This window comes from Acrocarpospora corrugata (genome assembly GCF_009687845.1).
Classification (GTDB): Bacteria; Actinomycetota; Actinomycetes; order Streptosporangiales; family Streptosporangiaceae; genus Acrocarpospora; species Acrocarpospora corrugata.
Genome location: NZ_BLAD01000089.1, coordinates 42,748 through 58,780, shown reverse-complemented (window position 1 = coordinate 58,780; position 16,033 = coordinate 42,748). Strand labels below are relative to the sequence as shown.

The window sequence follows — 16,033 nt, the reverse complement described above, 5'->3', positions numbered from 1 at the left end:
ACCTCCGAGGAATCGAGAGAAAACGTAATTCGTATGACGTCAGATGTCAATCAGATGGCATACTTCTTCTGTCGGAACGTGGCGTGCGCGAGCGACACAGACCTGGAGGCTTCTGTTTGCGATAACATCGTTACCAGCAACGTAGGGCTGTGTTACAGCTTCGTCAATCGTTCATCCCACAGAAACTTACGTAAGACCCACGCGTGGTTTCGGTCATGCCTCAACGGGGGCCGTGCTCCCCCGGATCACCATTTCGGTGCCCAGTTCCACGCGCCGCTGCAGGAGCGGCTCCCCCTCCGCCAGGCTGATCAACATGGTGGCCGCTGTCGCGCCCATCTCGATCAGGGGCTGGCGAACGGTGGTGAGCGGCGGGATGGTCCATCTGCAGAAGGGCATGTCGTCGAAGCCGACCACACTGAGATCCTCAGGGATACGTACTCCCAGCTCGTGAGCAGCGTGATAGATGCCGATCGCCTCACCGTCGTTGGCGGCGAAGATCGCGCTGGGCGGTCCGGGCAACTTCATCAGCCGACGCGTGTGGATGAGGCCGTCGTCGATCCGGAACGTGCCCTGGCAGATCAGGTCAGGATCGACCGGCACGCCGGCGGCATCCAGAGCGGTCCGGTAACCGTCCAGGCGGGCTCGACTGGAGAGCGCGAACGCAGGCCCGGTGATCATTGCGATTCGGCGGTGACCGAGTTCGAGAAGATGACGGGTGGCCTCCAGGCCGCCACTCCAGTTGGTGGCTCCGACCGAAGGCACCCCTCGGCCGGGGTCTCCGGCCGGATCGAGCACGACCAGAGGCACCTCCAGAGTGGCCAGCCGGCGGCGCTGCTCCTCCGTGGGGCCGGAGAACACCGTGATGACACCCGCGGGTCGACGGCTGACCACGTCCTCGACCCAGCGGTGTTCTGGCACGTGCCGACCGCCGAGCTCCGAGATCACCACACTCAGGCCATGTCGCCGGGCCACCGACTGGACGCCTTTGACGATCTCTATCGGATAGTCGCCGGCCAGTTCGTGAAAGACGACCTCGATCAGTCCCGCCGGTTTGACACGACGGCGTTGCCGCCGGAACCCATGCGCCTGGATGAGGCCTTCTACCAGTGCCCGGGTCTCCGAGCTGACTTCCGAACGGCCGTTGACAACCTTGGAGACGGTGGCCATTGAAACCCCGGCCAGCTCAGCGAGCTGAGCGAGGGTCAGCGCTTCAGAAGGAGCCGGATCGGCCAGGGGGACATCCTCGGTCGAGGTCATGCAGGAATTCTATCCAGGGCGCTTTCGGCCTTTGATCTCCCGTTTCTGCTGCTCCCCCGGCTTTCCGGCCGATCTTCCAGCGGAAGGAGCGCCCCCGGACTGAAATATATCGGAAGTTGATCAGAAACTATCTGGCTGATCGGCTAGGCCCCTTGACCGATGACGGCCGCACGGCCGCGAGGAAGTTAGCTGGATTCGGTCAGAAATTTGTGATTGCCAACAGGTAACTTCTGTGAAATTTTCACATGCGCGGGCAACAAGACGTGATCTCCGCGGGGACGAACGTCCAGGCCGGGAAACGTGCCAGGAGCACCGCCCAGGTCAGCGGGGGTTGTGACTCGTTGACGCCAGATCGGACAGTCGGATTTACTCCGCGACACACACCCACGGGAGCAGGCCATGGTGAGCCGAGATCAAGAATGTTAGCGATAACAGCTTCGGTGGATGCCGCCCTTCGACTGGCCAAGGAGCGTTGGAATGCCCCCTGCAGCACGACGGCTCCCGCCGCCTTCATTCTCAGGGTTACCTCATGGCCCTGATGTTAGCGCTAACAGTACGAACGTCCTGACCAGGTGCCGCGGTGACCACGACCGGTCACCTCACCCCCGCCTCCAAGGAGCTCCCCGATGTCCTTACGCCGTCACTTCCAGGTTCATCTGAGACGCGTGCTCGCCGTTCTCTCGTCATTGCTGCTCGTGGCCGCGTTTCTCACCGCCCAGGCCGCGAACGCGGCCACGGTCGACGTCAACGCGTGGTACGTGCTGGTCAACCGCACCAGCGGCAAGGCTTTGGACGTCTACAACCTGTCCACCGCCGACGGCGGGCGCATCACCCAGTGGACCCGTAACAACGGCAACCAGCAGCAGTGGCAGTTCGTCGACTCCGGCGGCGGCTACTACCGCGTCAAGTCCCGCCACTCCGGCAAGGTCCTGGACGTCCAGAACGCATCCACCGCCAACGGCGGCGCGGTCATCCAGTGGACCGACGGCAACGGCACCAACCAGCAGTGGCGGCTGACCGACAGCTCCGGCGGCTATGTGCGGTTGATCAACCGCAACAGCAACAAGGCGCTGGAAGTGCAGAACGCCTCCACCGCCGACGGCGCCAACATCGTCCAGTACGACGACTGGGGCGGCAACAACCAGCAGTGGCAGTTCGTCCAGGTCGGCGGCGGCAACCCCAGCCCCACGCCGACGCCCAGCCCTGGTGGCAACTACACCAACCCCGTGGTCTGGCAGGACTTCGCCGACGGCGACATCATCCGGGTCGGCGACGCCTACTACTACTCGGCCTCGACCATGCACTACTCGCCGGGCGCGCCGATCCTGCGCTCCTACAACCTGGCCGACTGGGAGTACGCGGGCCACTCGGTGCCGAGGCTGGACTTCAACTCCAACGCCTACGACCTGAACGGCGGCCGGGCCTACGTGAAAGGCATCTGGGCCTCGACGCTCAACTACCGGCCGAGCAACAGCACCTATTACTGGATGGGCTGCGTCGAGTTCAACCGCACCTACGTCTACACCGCCTCCGCCGTGGACGGCACGTGGACCAAGCGATCGCAGATCAACAACTGCTACTACGACGCCGGCCTGCTGATCGACACCAACGACACCATGTACGTCGCGTACGGCAACAGCACCATCAGCGTCGCCCAGCTCTCGGCCGACGGCCTCAGCCAGGTACGCGCCCAGCAGGTCTTCCAGACGCCGAGCAGCGTCGGCACCCTGGAGGGCGCCCGCTTCTACAAGCGCGGCAACTACTACTACATCTGGCTCACCCGCCCGGCCAACGGCCAGTACGTGCTCCGGTCCACGTCGCCGTGGGGCCCGTACGAGATGCGCCAGGTCCTGCTGAACATGCCGGGGCCGATCTCCGGAGGCGGCGTCCCGCACCAGGGCGGACTGGTGCAGACCCAGGCCGGTGACTGGTACTACATGTCGTTCGTCGACGCCTACCCCGGCGGCCGGGTTCCCGCACTCGCACCGATCACCTGGGCCGGCGACTGGCCGGCCGTCCAGACGGTCAACGGCGGCTGGGGGGTGAACTACCCGAGGCCGAACATCCAGACCAACCGCACGGTGGCCTCGATGATCGGCCCGGACACCTTCACCGCGGGCAGCCTCGGCCACCGGTGGGAATGGAACCACAACCCCGACACGAGCCGCTTCTCCACCGGCAACGGCCTGCGCCTGCAGACCGCGACGGTCACCAACGACCTCTACAACGCCCGCAACACCCTGACCCACCGCATCCAGGGGCCATCTTCCACAGCGACGATCGAGCTGGACTACGCGCAGCTGGCCAACGGTGACCGCGCGGGGCTGGCGATGTTGCGTGACCAGTCGGCCTGGGTCGGCGTCAGACGCGACAACGGCACGACGCGGGTCGTGATGACCAGCGGACTGACCATGAACAGCAGCTGGGCCACCACCGGCACGGGAGCCGAACAAGCGGGCGCGAACATCTCCGGCGGCCGTATCTGGCTGCGGGTCAACGCCGACATCCGGCCCGGCTCCGGCCGGCAGGCCCGCTTCTCCTACAGCACCGACGGCAGCAACTTCATCAGCCTCGGCCCGGCCTTCACGTTGAACAACGCCTGGCAGTTCTTCATGGGCTACCGCTTCGGGATCTTCAACTACGCCACCCAGGCCCTCGGCGGAGCGGTGACCGTGCGCCGCTTCGACCTCACCACTCCCTGACCGATGTCGGCTGTCCGGGCAACCGGCACCCCCAACGCAGAAAGGCAACCGAGCCGGCCGGCGCTCGGCTGATCAGCCGACACAGCGACAACCCTCCATGGAATCGGAGCACAACGTGAGATTCAGACCCTTAGCCATCCTCGCGACGGTGGCCACGCTGCTGGTGAGCCTGTTCGTGGCCACCCAGTCGGCGAACGCGGCAACCGTCGACACCAACGCCTGGTACATCCTGGTCAACCGCAACAGCGGCAAGGCTTTGGACGTCTACAACCTGGCGACCAACGACGGCGCCCGGATCACCCAGTGGACGCGTAACGACCAGAACCAGCAGCAGTGGCAGTTCGTCGACTCCGGCGGCGGCTACTACCGGATCAAGTCCCGCCACAGCGGCAAGGTGCTCGACGTCTACAACTTCTCCACCGCCAACGGCGGCGCGATCGTCCAGTGGGCCGACGGCAACGGCAACAACCAGCAGTGGCGGCTGGCCGACAGCTCGGGCGGCTACGTGAGGTTCATCTCGCGCCACAGCAACAAGGCGCTGGAAGTGCAGGGCGCCTCCACCGCCGACAACGCGAACATCGTCCAGTACGACGACTGGGGCGGCAACAACCAGCAGTGGCAACTCGTCCAGGTCGGCGGCGGCAACCCCACTACGACACCGACACCGACGCCGACGCCGACCGGTTCGTGCGCTCTTCCGTCGACGTACCGGTGGACGTCGACGGGCGCGCTGGCGCAGCCGAAGTCGGGATGGGTCTCGCTCAAGGACTTCACCGTCGCCCCCTACAACGGCAGGCAGCTGGTCTACGCCACCACGCACAACACGGGAACAAGCTGGGGCTCGATGAACTTCAGCCTCTTCACCAACTGGTCCGACATGGCCTCGGCCACCCAGAACACGATGTCCAGCGCCACCGTCGCACCCTCGCTGTTCTACTTCGCCCCCCGCAACATCTGGGTGCTCGCCTACCAGTGGGGCAGCACCGCCTTCTCCTACCGGACCTCCAGCGACCCCACCAACGCCAACGGCTGGTCAGCGCAGCAGACCCTATTCACCGGAAGCATCACCAACTCCGGAACCGGCCCCATCGACCAGGCGCTCATCGGCGACAGCAGCAACATGTACCTGTTCTTCGCCGGCGACAACGGCAGGATCTACCGGGCCAGCATGCCCATCGGCAACTTCCCCGGCAGCTTCGGCAGCACCTCCACCGTGGTCATGACCGACTCGACCAACAATCTGTTCGAAGCCGTCCAGGTCTACAAGCTCCAGAACGAGAACCGATACCTCATGATCGTCGAGGCGATCGGCTCACAGGGCCGCTACTTCCGCTCCTTCACCGCCACCAGCCTGGGCGGCTCATGGACACCGCAGGCCGCGACCGAGAGCAACCCCTTCGCCGGCAAGGCCAACAGCGGCGCCACCTGGACCAACGACATCAGCCACGGCGAACTCATCCGCACCAGCGCCGACCAGACCATGACCATCAACCCCTGCAACCTGCAACTGCTCTACCAGGGACGCAGCCCCAGCTCCGGCGGCGACTACGGCCTCCTGCCGTACCGGCCCGGCCTGCTGACACTACAGCGCTGACGACGTGACACAGGTCCGGCCCGAGCGCCCCATCGAACGAGCGCCAGCAGGAACGGGTGGACCTGCCGCGGCGGGCTCGGTGCAAGGCCGAGCCCGCCCGGGTCACGCGGAAATGTCACACAGCGACGAGTGCGGGGTCGGGCAACGCTCCCCAGCCTGAGGCCCAACGTCGAAGGGATCACCATGAGATCTGCACCATCACGCCGCCTGACCTGGATCATGAGCGTGCTCTGCCTCATGACCCTGCTGCCCGCGACAGCGGCCAAGGCCGACAACCCGATCGTCCAGACGATCTACACCGCCGATCCCGCGCCGCTCGTCCACAACGGCCGTGTCTACCTCTACACCGGCCACGACGAGGACAGCTCGACGTACTTCACCATGCGCGACTGGCGCGTCTACTCCTCCACCGACATGGCCAACTGGACCGACCACGGCTCCCCGATGAGCCTGGCCACCTTCGCCTGGGCCGACGCCAACGCCTGGGCCGGTCACGTCGCCTACCGCAACAGCAAGTTCTACTGGTACGTCCCGGTACGGAACCGGGCGACCGGCGGCATGGCCATCGGCGTCGCGGTCGGCGACAGCCCGACCGGGCCGTTCCGTGACGCGCTGGGCCGCCCGCTGGTCGAGAACAGTGAGATCGACCCCAACGTCCTCATCGACGACAACGGCCAGGCTTACCTGTACTGGGGCAACCCCCGCCTCTGGTACGTCCGGCTCAACACCGACATGATCTCCTACTCCGGCGGCCTGACCCAGATCCCGCTCACCACGGCGGGCTTCGGCACCCGCAACGGCAACGCCGGCCGGCCCACCCTGTACGAAGAGGGGCCCTGGGTCTTCAAGCGTAACGGTCTCTACTACAACGTGTTCGCCGCCGAGTGCTGCTCGGAGTTCATCGGCTACTCCACGGCTCCGAGTGCCACCGGGCCGTGGACGTACCGGGGAACGGTCATGCCCCGCCAGGGCGGCAGCTTCACCAACCACGCCGGGATCATCGACTACGCGGGCGGATCGTACTTCTTCTACCACAACGGCGCCCTGCCGGGCGGCGGCGGTTACACCAGGTCAGTGTCCGTGGAGAAGTTCACCTACAACGGCGACGGCACCATCCCGGCCATCAACATGACCACCGCGGGACCGCCCCAGGTCGGCACCCTTGACCCGTTCGTCCGGCAGGAGGCCGAAACCAGCGCCTGGTCGTCCGGGGTGGAGACCGAAGCCTCCAGCGAAGGCGGCATGAACGTCGGCTTCATCGAGAACGGCGACTACGTCAAGGTCAAGGGCGTCGCCTTCGGTAACGGGGCCACCACGTTCACCGCCCGCGTGGCCTCAGGCGCCGGCGGCGGCCGGATCGAAGTCCGCCTCGGCAGCGCCACCGGCACCCTCGTGGGCACCTGCACGGTCAACGGCACCGGCGGCTGGCAGAGCTGGACGACGGTCACCTGCCCGGTCTCCGGAGCGACCGGCACGCGTGACCTGTACCTGCGTTTCGCCGGGGGCGGCGGCTACCTGTTCAACGTCAACTGGTGGCAGTTCGCCGGCGGCGGCAGCGGCGGGAATCTGCTGAGCAACGGCACCATGGAAGACGGCACGACGGGCTGGACCAGCTCCGGCGGCACCTTGTCCGCGGCGACGAATGTGGCCCACGGTGGCAGCCGGTCCCTGCTCAACTCCGGCCGTACCGCTGCCTGGCAGGGTCCGCACCAGAACGTGACCGCGCAGCTCACCAACGGCAGGAGCTACACCACCAGCGTCTGGGTCCGCTCGCAGAGCGGAACCCCCAGCGCGAAGGCGACCCTGACCCTCACCGCCAGCGGCACCACGAGCTACCTCCAGCTCACCCCGGCACAGACGGTCAACGCCAACGGCTGGACCCAGCTCACCGGCGCCGCCACCCTCTCCTGGACCGGCACGCTGACCAGCGCCTCCTTCTACGTCGAGACGGCCGCCGGCACCGACGGCCTCTACCTCGACGACGCCTCCTTCCAATGACAGGACCCGCGCCATGCCAGGACACCGATCACTGCCAGGACACCGATCACTACTGGTCACGATCACGATCGCGGCCGTCATAAACGACCTTCGGCTTCCTCGCCAACGGCGCCCCGCCACCCCCACGGTCACCTGCGCCAGTTCGTGATCCTGGCACGTCCTTTCCGACCGCATAGACGTCGGGTCCACGGTGCGGCTGTGTACCCGCCCCGTGGGCCCGGCCTCCACCCGTCAAGGAGCGATGTCCATGAGAAGGAAACGAACACGCGCACTGCTGATCGCCGCGGTGGCGGCGATGGTGGCGGTCACCCCGGCCGTTCCCGCGCAGGCACTCAACAACGGCGTGGGCCGTACCCCGCCGATGGGGTGGAACACCTGGAACACCTTCGGCTGCAACATCAACGAGACCCTGATCCGGCAGACCGCCGACGCGCTCGTCAGCAACGGCATGCGCGACCTGGGATATCAGTACGTCGTGGTCGATGACTGCTGGTTCGACCCCAATCGCGACTCCGCCGGGAACCTCCAGGCCAACCTGTCGCGATTCCCGAGCGGAATGAAGGCGCTCGGCGACTACCTGCACGCCCGGGGCCTGAAGTTCGGCCTCTACCAGGTGCCGCTGGACCGTACCTGCGCCCAGTACTTCGGCTCCTACCCGGGCGCGACGGGCAGCCTCAACCACGAGGTCCAGGACGCCCGGCAGTTCGCGGCCTGGGGCGTGGACTATCTCAAGTACGACTGGTGCTCCCCCACCGGCACCATCGACGACCAGGTGCGCACCTTCGCCAAGATGCGGGACGCGCTGGCGGCGACCGGGCGGCCGATCCTCTACAGCATCAACCCCAACAGCATCCATGCCAAGACCGGCCCGCAGCGGAATTGGGGCGACGTCGCCAACATCTGGCGGACGACCGAGGACATCACCAACGTCTGGAACTCCGGTCAGACCAACGGTTACCCGATGGGCATCCAGAACATCGTCAACGTCAACGCGCCGTTGTCGGGCTACGCCGCGCCGGGGCAGTTCAACGACCCCGACATGATGGTGGTCGGCCGGGGCGGCATGACCGACACCGAGATGCGCAGCCACTTCGCCCTTTGGGCGATCATGGCCTCTCCCCTGATCGCCGGCAACGACGTCCGGAACATGGACAACGCGACCGCGACGATCATGAAGAACCAGCACCTGATCGCCATCAACCAGGACCCGCTCGGCCTCCAGGCAACCCAGGTCGGCAACGACGGCACCCGCAGGATCCTGGCCAAACGGCTGAACAACGGCGACGTCGCGGTCGCGCTCTTCAACCAGGGCGGCAGCACCGTCACGATCAGCACCACCGCCTCCGCCATCGGCCTGTCGGGCAACTCGTTCAACCTGCGGGACGCCTGGACGAACGCCGTCACCTCGACCACCGGGACGATCGCGGCGAGCGTGCCGTCCCACGGCACAGTCGTGTTCCGGGTCAGCGGCGGCACGCCCAATCCCACCCCCTCCCCCTCCGCCTCCACGAGCCCGATCCGGGGGGTGGGGTCGAACCGGTGCGTCGACGTCACCGGCGCCTCCCAGACCAACGGCACACAGGTGGTGATCTGGGACTGCAATGGCCAGAACAACCAGCAGTGGACCTCCACCACGGCCGGTGAGCTGCGGGTCTACGGCAACAAGTGCCTGGACGTCAACAACAACGGCACCGCCGACGGCAGCGGCGTCATCATCTGGGACTGCAACGGCCAGAACAACCAGAAATGGCGCTTCAACACCGACGGCAGCATCACCGCCATCGGCGCGAACAAGTGCCTGGACGTGGCCGGCAACGCCACGGCCAACAACGCCAGACTCCAGATCTGGACATGTACCAGCGCCGCCAACCAACGGTGGACTCGCTGACGCGCTCAATGTCCGATCTTCGTACCACGTGAGCCACTGGAGCCTGCTCGCCGCCGCCGCGGCCACCGCGGCGGCGAGCCAGTGGCCGGCCGACCGTGATCTCCATGAGAAAGAGAACCGAGATGTCTGATATCTCGCGCAGACAAGTCCTGAAACTCGGCGCCACCGGTGCGGGAGCCGCGCTGCTGCCGCTGCCATGGACGGCGGCGGCGAGGGCCGCCTCGGCGCCCCCGCCAGAAGTGGGCGCCGTCAACGATCTGGCCCTGTGGTACGACGAGAGCGCCGGAACCGACTGGCTGCGTGCGCTGCCGATCGGCAACGGCCGCCTGGGCGCCATGGTGTTCGGCAACGTCGACACCGAAAGACTGCAGCTCAACGAGGACACCGTCTGGGCCGGCGGACCGTACGACCAGAGCAACACCAGGGGCGCGGCGGCGCTCGGACAGATCCGGCAGCTCGTCTTCCAGAACCAGTGGAGCCAGGCCCAGACCCTGATCGACCAGAACATGCTCGGCAGGCCCGCCGGTCAGCTGGCCTACCAGACCGTCGGCAACCTGCGACTCAGCTTCGGCGGCACGACCGGGGTCTCGGAGTACATCCGCTACCTCGACCTGACCACCGCCACCACGGCCGTGTCGTACCTGCAGAACGGCATCCGGTACCGGCGCGAGACGCTCGCGAGCGCTCCGGACCAGGTGATCGCCATCCGCCTGACCGCCGACAGACCCGGCTCGATCACGTTCTCCGCGACCTTCGACAGCCCCCAGCGCGCCACTCGCTCCAGCCCGGACGGCGCCACGGTGGCACTCGACGGCATCTCGGGCGACATGGAAGGCGTGACCGGATCGGTCCGGTTCCTGGCCCTGGCCCGTGCGGTCACCGACGGCGGCACCGTCACCAGTTCCGGCGGCACCCTCCAGGTGAGGTCGGCCAGCAGCGTGACGGTGCTGATCTCCATCGGCTCCAGCTACCGCACCTACCGCGACGTCGGCGGAGACTACCAGGGGATCGCACGCCAGCATCTCAACGCCGCCGCCGGCCGGACCTACGACGACCTGCGGGCCCGGCACGTCACCGACTACCAGCGCCTGTTCGGCCGCACAACGCTCGACCTCGGCCGCACCGCGGCGGCCGACCAGCCGACCGACGTGCGGATCGCGCAGCACAACAGTGTCAACGACCCGCAGTTCTCGGTGCTGCTGTTCCAGTTCGGCCGCTACCTGCTGGTCTCCTCTTCCCGGCCCGGCACGCAACCGGCCAACCTGCAGGGCATCTGGAACGACTCGCTGACACCGAGTTGGGACTCGAAGTACACGATCAACGCCAACCTGCCGATGAACTACTGGCCGGCCGACACGACGAACCTGTCGGAGTGCTACGAACCGGTGTTCAGAATCATCAACGATCTCGCGGTCACCGGCGCCCGCACCGCCCGGGTCCAGTACAACGCCGGTGGCTGGGTGACCCATCACAACACCGACGCGTGGCGGGGCAGCTCCGTCGTCGACGGCGCCCTGTGGGGGATGTGGCAGACCGGCGGCGCGTGGCTGGCCACCCTGATCTGGGAGCACTACACCTTCACCGGTGACCTGGACTTCCTCCGGACGTACTACCCCGCCATGAAGGGCGCGGCGCAGTTCTTCCTGGAGACGCTCGTGCCGGAGCCGAGCCTCGGATATCTGGTCACGAACCCGTCGAACTCCCCGGAACTGGCCCACCACAGCGGCGTCAGCGTCTGCGCCGGCCCCACGATGGACAACCAGATCCTGCGTGACCTGTTCAACGGCTGCGCCAAGGCAGGCCAGGCGCTCGGCGTCGACGCCGAATTCCGCGCGCAGGTCCTGGCCGCCCGGGACCGGCTGCCGCCGATGAAGACCGGATCACGCGGCAACATCCAGGAGTGGTTGTACGACTGGGTCGAGACCGAACCCGCCCACCGGCACGTCTCCCACCTCTACGGCCTGCATCCCAGCAACCAGATCACCAAGCGCGGCACCCCGGCCCTGTACGCCGCCGCGCGGCGTACCCTCGAACTGCGCGGCGACGACGGCACCGGCTGGTCACTCGCCTGGAAGATCAACTACTGGGCGCGGATGGAGGAAGGCGCCCGCGCGCACACCCTGCTCCGGCTGCTGGTGACGACGGCCCGGCTCGCACCGAACATGTTCGACCTGCACCCCCCGTTCCAGATCGACGGCAACTTCGGCGCGACGTCCGGCATCGCGGAGATGCTGCTCCAGAGCCACAACGGCGAGTTGCACGTGCTCCCGGCGCTTCCGTCCGCGTGGCCGACCGGAAAGGTGCAGGGTCTGCGGGGACGCGGCGGATACACCGTGGACACGGCGTGGAGCTCCGGCACGGCCACCGAGATCCTGGTCAGGTTCGACCGCAACGGCACGGTCAACGTCCGCAACCGGATCTTCACCGGCACCTACCAGGTGGTCGACACCACGACCGGCGGCACCGTCACCGTCACCAAACCCGAGTCCGACGTCATCACCCTGACGGGCCAGGCGGGACGCACATACCGTCTGACCGGGACCGGCGCACCACCGGCGACCTACGTCCGGATCGCCAACGGGACCACCGGCCTGGTGCTCGACAGCGGCGGCAACGTCGCCTCCGGCTCGGTGGTCAAGCAGTGGAACTACGACGGCAGCACCAACCTGCAGTGGCAGCTCGTCGACCTGGGCAGCGGCTGGTACCGCATCGTCAACCGCAGCAATGGCATGGTCGTCGACAGCTGGGGCAACACGGCCAACGGCGCGAGCGCCCGGCAGGCCGCCTGGAGCGGCGGCAACAACCAGCAGTGGCGCCTCAACAGCACCGGAAACGGCCGCTACCAGCTCATCAACCGCGGCACCGGCACGGCGCTGGACGGCATGGGCAACGGCACCGCCGGCTCCACCGTGGCCATGTGGGCGCCGAACAACAACACCAATAACCAATGGACGATCACAAACGTGTGACCGCAGCACCCCCGTCCTCGGTCAGCCGGGTACGGGGGCCGTCCAGGCGCAGCCTCAACATCGGGGCCGGCGTCCCGCCGAAATGGGCCCGGTCGACCGGGCCCCGGTAGTCCAGGAAGCTGACCACGCGCAGGTCGCCGAGCACCATCCAGGCATAGGCCTGGTCGGGCTGATCCGCCGGGTTCCCGATGACCAGGCCGGAACCGTTCAAGGGTTCGTAGGGGCCCTCCAGGGTCGGCGAGACGAAGCCGTACAGGCCGGTCGGGGCGGCGCCCGCCGGTTCGAACGACTGGCGGTGGGTGCAGAAGAACAGGTAATGGAGGCCGTCGTGCACCACGACGTGGGGGCGTTCGATCTCACGGTTGATCCCGTCGGCGACCAGGAGCGGCGGGCGCGGCGGCCACCCTTCGGACTCGGGGCCGGTCAGCGCGATGGCGCCCATGTGGCGGTCCTCCCACGGGATCGAGGCCGCGATCAGCAGGCGGCCCCGGAACCAGGCCGGGTCACGGAAGGCCCGGATCCTCCCCGGCCCGCCCTCGACCTCGTCCGCCGGTAGATAGAACCGCCGGTCGGGAAGCACGATCTCCCGATGCTCGGCCGATCTGGATTGGCCGGGCGCGAGTGGCAGCCGGGCCTCGAACACCCGCTGAACGAAGGTGGGCCGCCTCTCGCCGCGATGCCCGGTCGCCGTGTAGAAGACCGAGACCGTGCCGTCCGCACGCCGGATCGCCGTGCCGGACCACTCGCGGCTGCCCGGCGACTCGCCGTCGGGGAAGAGGTTCCCGAGGTCGATCCACTTGCCTTCGTCCAGGGCGAGCAGCCGGATGCGGGCGACGTCGTGGCGGTCCTCCGGATGGCCGGCCGCCGGAGCGGTCAGGCCCATCCAGAGTTCGCGGCCGTCGAAGAGGGCGGTGGCGTTGTCCTCTTCCTGGATCGGCCACATGTCCCACAGGTCCAGTCCGGGCAGCGCCGCCTCGACGGGGCCGAGGATGGGCGGTGCGGTCGTCACGGGGTCCTCGGTGATCAGGTCGAGGTGGCGCCGCGTCCACCGGGTCGTCGTGCTCACTCGTTCTCGATTTCGTTGAGGGCCGCGCGGGCCAGTTCCGCCGCGCCGGTGACGCCGGACAGGTTTCCGAGTGCAGGCGGGATGATGACGGTGTCGAGCGGGTAGCCGCCGGCCAGTTCGGCCGCGCGTGCCCTGACCAGGTCGAGCAGACCGGGCCTGCCGCCGACCCCACCGCCGATGATCACCGCCTGCGGGGACAGGGTCGAGGCCAGATTGTGTACGGCCAGCGCCAGATATTCGGCCTCCAGCTCCCAGGGTTCGCCGTCCCCGAGTTCTGGTGCGGGCCGCCCCCAGCGCTGCCGCATCGACGTCCCCGACGCCAGCCCTTCGAGGCAGTCGCCGTGGAAGGGGCAGACGCCGGGAAAAGGGTCACGGGCGGTGTCGTGGGGGACGCGCATGTGCCCGGCCTCCGGGTGGGCGCGCCCGTGCAGGGGCCGCCCGTGCGCGATGACGCCCACCCCGATTCCGGTGCCGACCGTCATATAGGCGAGCGTGTGCAGTCCTCGCCCGGCGCCATGACGCCATTCGCCGACCGCCGCGCCGTTCACGTCGGTGTCGAGCGCGACCGGCACGCCCAGGCCCGCTCGGAACGGGGTCACGACGTCGGCCCCCGACCAGCCGGGTTTGGGAGTGGCGGTGAGGTGCCCGGTCGCCAGGTCGACGGGTCCGAAGGTGGCGATCCCGACCGCCGCCGGGGCCGGGTGGCGGCGGAAGAACGCGAGGGCCGCCGGGATCGTCTCATCGGGGGTGGTCGTCGGGACCACTTCGGTGGCCACGATCGTTCCTTCGGCGTCGACCAGCGCGCACACCCATTTCGTGCCGCCGGCCTCGACGGCTCCGTACATGTTCATCCCTTCAGTGAACCTTGGAGCAGGGCCGTGACGAAACGGCGCTGGAAGATCAGGAACACGGTGAGCGTCGGCGTCAGGATGAGCAGCGAGCCCGCGCACAGCAGGGGGATGTCGGTGCCCCACTGTCCCTGGAAGGCGCCCAGGGCACCGGACATCGTGCGCTGCAGCGGGTCGTCGACCAGCACGATGGCCAGCAGGAACTGGTTCCACGTCCACAGAAACAGCAGGATCGCCAGCGACGAGGTCGCCGGGGCGGCCAGCGGCACGTGCACCCGCCAGAAGAGCTGCCAGGTCCCGGCGCCGTCGATGCGGGCGCTCTCCGACAATTCCTCGGGCATGTTCACGAAGTGGGCCCGCATCCAGAACACCGAGAACGGCATGAACAGCCCGATCAGCGGCAGGATGATCGCCCATCGGGTGTTCAGCACGCCCATGTCGCGCACCAGGTAGTAGAGCGGCGTGATGATGCCCTCGAACGGCAACGTCAGCCCCAGCGCGAACGCCAGGAAGACGAACCGCCGCCCGGGGATGCGCAGATGCCCGATGGCGAATCCGGCCATGGTGGCCACGACCAGCGAGATCGGCACCACCCCGAGCACGATCAGCACGCTGGACTTCAGCAGTTCGGTCATCCGGGCGGCGGTGAACGCGGTGGCGAAGTTGCCCCACTGCGGGTCGTCGGGCCACTCCAGGCCCAGCGGGTAGCTGCCCGACGGGTGGAGCGCGGTGACGAGGAGGCTGAGGAACGGCATCAGCGTGGCCGCCATCAGCACCAGCAGCAGCACCCGGCCCGTCCATGCCTCACGGCGAGCGATTTTCATGATTCGCGGTCCCTGGTGAGCCACTGGATCGGCAGCGCGCACGCGATCACCAGCACGGTGAGGATCACCGCGAGGGCCGAGGCGAGGCCGACCTGGCGTTCGGAGAAGGCCAGGTAGTAGATCTCCAGGCCGGGCACCATGCTGGCGTTGCCTGGCCCGCCCTGGGTCGAGATGTAGACGATGTCGAAGCTGGCCAGCGCGGCCACGACCGTGACGGTGACGCAGACGCCGATCTCCTGCCGCAGGCTGGGCAGGGTGATCGAGAAGAACTCCCGGAACGCGCCGGCGCCGTCGAGGCGCGCGGCCTCGTACAGTGCCGGGTCGATCTTGCTCATCCCGGCCAGCAGCAGGAGCGTGCACAGTCCCAGGAGCACCCAGGCGCCGATCACCCCGACCGCCGGCAGCGCCGTCGAGAAGTCGCCCAGCCAGGCGCGGGTGATCTTCTCCAGTCCGATGGCCGTGAGGAGCTGGTTCACCAGCCCGGTCGAGGACAGCAGCCAGCTCCAGGTGATCCCGGCCGCGACCAGCGGGATCACCTGCGGCAGGAAGATGACCGTACGGGCCACCAGCGCGAGACGGGTGGCGGCGATGCGCCGGATCGTCGCCGCGATGGCCAGCCCGAGCACGACCGGGACCGCGCTGAAGAACACGATCAGTTTCACCGCGTTGAGGATCGCGGCGAACAGGTCGGGGTCGGTGAAGACCCGCAGGTAGTTCGCGACCCCGGTCCAGGTGGCCACGCCGATGCCGTCCCACTTGTAGAGCGAGTACTGCACCGTCATGACCAGCGGCTGGATCACGAACATGACGTAGAACGCGGCCGCGGGCAGCACGAACAACCAGCCGGCCCATCTCGACTCGTTCCGGCGTTTCACGGCCGCCTTCAC

At 67.6% G+C, this 16,033-nt stretch carries 10 protein-coding genes; 5 read left to right on the top strand and 5 right to left on the bottom strand.

Features of this window, described 5'->3' with window-relative positions:
* Positions 1-213 precede the first annotated feature (213 nt).
* Positions 214-1,257, bottom strand: coding sequence for a LacI family DNA-binding transcriptional regulator (locus Acor_RS34555; RefSeq protein ID WP_155340977.1), 1,044 nt, complete (start codon positions 1,255-1,257; stop codon positions 214-216).
* A 626-nt stretch (positions 1,258-1,883) separates the two neighbouring features.
* Here Acor_RS34555 and Acor_RS34550 point away from each other — a divergent pair.
* The 5 genes from Acor_RS34550 (at position 1,884) to Acor_RS34530 (ending at position 12,408) form a co-directional block, all read left to right on the top strand.
* Positions 1,884-3,959, top strand: coding sequence for an RICIN domain-containing protein (locus Acor_RS34550; protein WP_155340976.1), 2,076 nt, complete (start codon positions 1,884-1,886; stop codon positions 3,957-3,959).
* 148 nt (positions 3,960-4,107) lie between these two features.
* Positions 4,108-5,553 (top strand): non-reducing end alpha-L-arabinofuranosidase family hydrolase, encoded by a 1,446-nt coding sequence (locus Acor_RS34545; protein WP_422664853.1) that lies wholly within the window; start codon positions 4,108-4,110, stop codon positions 5,551-5,553.
* Between the two features lie 183 nt (positions 5,554-5,736).
* On the top strand, positions 5,737-7,551 hold the full coding sequence (locus tag Acor_RS34540; protein WP_155340974.1) for a family 43 glycosylhydrolase: 1,815 nt from the start codon (positions 5,737-5,739) through the stop codon (positions 7,549-7,551).
* A 247-nt stretch (positions 7,552-7,798) separates the two neighbouring features.
* On the top strand, positions 7,799-9,439 hold the full coding sequence (locus Acor_RS34535) for a glycoside hydrolase family 27 protein (RefSeq protein WP_155340973.1): 1,641 nt from the start codon (positions 7,799-7,801) through the stop codon (positions 9,437-9,439).
* A 122-nt stretch (positions 9,440-9,561) separates the two neighbouring features.
* Positions 9,562-12,408 (top strand): glycosyl hydrolase family 95 catalytic domain-containing protein, encoded by a 2,847-nt coding sequence (locus Acor_RS34530; protein ID WP_155340972.1) that lies wholly within the window; start codon positions 9,562-9,564, stop codon positions 12,406-12,408.
* On the opposite strand, the gene Acor_RS34525 is transcribed toward Acor_RS34530, so the two are convergent.
* Genes Acor_RS34525 through Acor_RS34510 form a run of 4 tightly spaced genes read right to left on the bottom strand, consistent with a single transcriptional unit; the run spans position 12,395 to position 16,033 of the window.
* Positions 12,395-13,474, bottom strand: a complete 1,080-nt coding sequence (locus Acor_RS34525; protein WP_155340971.1) for a glycoside hydrolase family 68 protein — start codon at positions 13,472-13,474, stop codon at positions 12,395-12,397. The genes Acor_RS34530 and Acor_RS34525 overlap by 14 nt on opposite strands.
* A complete protein-coding gene (locus Acor_RS34520) occupies positions 13,471-14,325 on the bottom strand; it encodes an ROK family protein (RefSeq protein ID WP_155340970.1) in 855 nt (284 codons plus the stop codon). The genes Acor_RS34525 and Acor_RS34520 overlap by 4 nt, the downstream gene beginning before the upstream one ends.
* The gene (locus Acor_RS34515) at positions 14,322-15,146 is read right to left on the bottom strand and encodes a carbohydrate ABC transporter permease (RefSeq protein WP_155340969.1); all 825 of its coding nucleotides are present in this window, start codon (positions 15,144-15,146) and stop codon (positions 14,322-14,324) included. Before Acor_RS34515 ends, Acor_RS34520 begins: the two co-directional genes overlap by 4 nt.
* Positions 15,143-16,033 (bottom strand): carbohydrate ABC transporter permease, encoded by an 891-nt coding sequence (locus Acor_RS34510; RefSeq protein ID WP_218034659.1) that lies wholly within the window; start codon positions 16,031-16,033, stop codon positions 15,143-15,145. Before Acor_RS34510 ends, Acor_RS34515 begins: the two co-directional genes overlap by 4 nt.

What these genes read in the sequence shown, in the direction of transcription:
- Acor_RS34550 (WP_155340976.1), top strand. Translation starts at nt 1,884, where the DNA reads ATGTCCTTACGCCGTCACTTCCAGGTTCATCTGAGACGCGTGCTCGCC.
- Acor_RS34535 (WP_155340973.1), top strand. Translation starts at nt 7,799, where the DNA reads ATGAGAAGGAAACGAACACGCGCACTGCTGATCGCCGCGGTGGCGGCG.
- Acor_RS34530 (WP_155340972.1), top strand. Translation starts at nt 9,562, where the DNA reads ATGTCTGATATCTCGCGCAGACAAGTCCTGAAACTCGGCGCCACCGGT.
- Acor_RS34520 (WP_155340970.1), bottom strand. Translation starts at nt 14,325, where the DNA reads ATGAACATGTACGGAGCCGTCGAGGCCGGCGGCACGAAATGGGTGTGC.
- Acor_RS34515 (WP_155340969.1), bottom strand. Translation starts at nt 15,146, where the DNA reads ATGAAAATCGCTCGCCGTGAGGCATGGACGGGCCGGGTGCTGCTGCTG.
- Acor_RS34540 (WP_155340974.1), top strand. Translation starts at nt 5,737, where the DNA reads ATGAGATCTGCACCATCACGCCGCCTGACCTGGATCATGAGCGTGCTC.
- Acor_RS34555 (WP_155340977.1), bottom strand. Translation starts at nt 1,257, where the DNA reads ATGACCTCGACCGAGGATGTCCCCCTGGCCGATCCGGCTCCTTCTGAA.